2 protein-coding genes are annotated in these 947 nt (G+C 65.9%); both read right to left on the reverse strand.

Going from position 1 to position 947, the window contains the following annotated elements; all coding sequences use genetic code 11:
- On the reverse strand, nucleotides 1-573 hold a 573-nt coding region (locus tag GSY69_RS15260), incomplete at its 3' end, for a DDE-type integrase/transposase/recombinase (RefSeq protein ID WP_160954398.1).
- Nucleotides 570-878, reverse strand: coding sequence for a transposase (locus GSY69_RS14300; RefSeq protein ID WP_202411136.1), 309 nt, complete (start codon nucleotides 876-878; stop codon nucleotides 570-572). The genes GSY69_RS15260 and GSY69_RS14300, both read right to left, overlap by 4 nt.
- Nucleotides 879-947: the final 69 nt, after the last annotated feature.

Here is a 947-nt window from a genome sequence, read left to right on the forward strand (position 1 = left end):
CTGCGATCCTCGGTCCGAATGCACGATGCAGCCAGCGACGTCACCGCGGCGGGAAGCAGCGTTGTCCAGGGCGTTCACCGCCAGTCGCGCCTTCATCCGGTCGCTGATCGAGTAGCCCACGATCCGGCCGGAGAACACGTCCTTGATCGCGCAGAGGTAGAGCTTGCCCTCGCTGGTCCAGTGCTCGGTGATGTCGGTCAGCCACAGCTCGTTGACGTCATCGGCGGAGAAGTCCCGCTTCACGAGATCATCGTGGACTGGTGGCCCGGGACGCTTCCCGTTCTTCCCACGCTTCTTCCCGAACACAGACCACCACTGGTTGTCCCGGCAGATCCTCCATGCCGTGCGCTCACACATCACCTCGCCGGCCTCTGCGGCTTCGCCGACCAGGAACCGGTACCCGTACTCGGGGTCGTCGACGTGGGCGTCCAGCAGCGCGTTGGCGCGATAGGCCTCGACCAGCTCGGCCTGGGTGACCTGCTGTTTCCGCCAGCGGTAGTAGGGCTGACGGGAGAGCTTGAGAACCCGCAGGGACACCGCGACGGGGATGCCGTCGGCGGCGAGCTCGCTCACGAGCGGGTAGAACCTTTTCCCGGCAGGTTCGCCTGGGAGAGGTAGGCAGCGGCGCGGCGGAGGACCTCGTTCTCCTGCTGAAGCAGCCGGATCTGTTTGCGCGCCTCACGCAGCGCGGCCGACTCCTCCCGGCTCTTGCCGGGGCGGTTGCCGTCGTCGATGTCGGCTTGGCGAATCCACTTATGGAGCGTCATCTCGTGAACGCCGAAGTCCTTCGCGATCTGCGCGATGGTGATTCCGTCCTCACGGGACCGGGCCACTCGCACGACGTCTTCGCGGAACTCCTGGGGGTAGGGAGCGGGCATGGTGCACATCCTTCCAGGCCGCCCTGCGGGCAAGCCAGATCAGATGTCACCTATCTATGCGGCAGTCCC

Origin of the sequence: Brevibacterium rongguiense (assembly GCF_009857845.1) — a bacterium.
In the GTDB taxonomy this organism is placed as follows: domain Bacteria; phylum Actinomycetota; class Actinomycetes; order Actinomycetales; family Brevibacteriaceae; genus Brevibacterium; species Brevibacterium rongguiense.

Excerpts from the sequence above, each read along its gene's own strand:
- GSY69_RS14300 (WP_202411136.1), bottom strand. The coding sequence starts at position 878 with ATGCCCGCTCCCTACCCCCAGGAGTTCCGCGAAGACGTCGTGCGAGTG.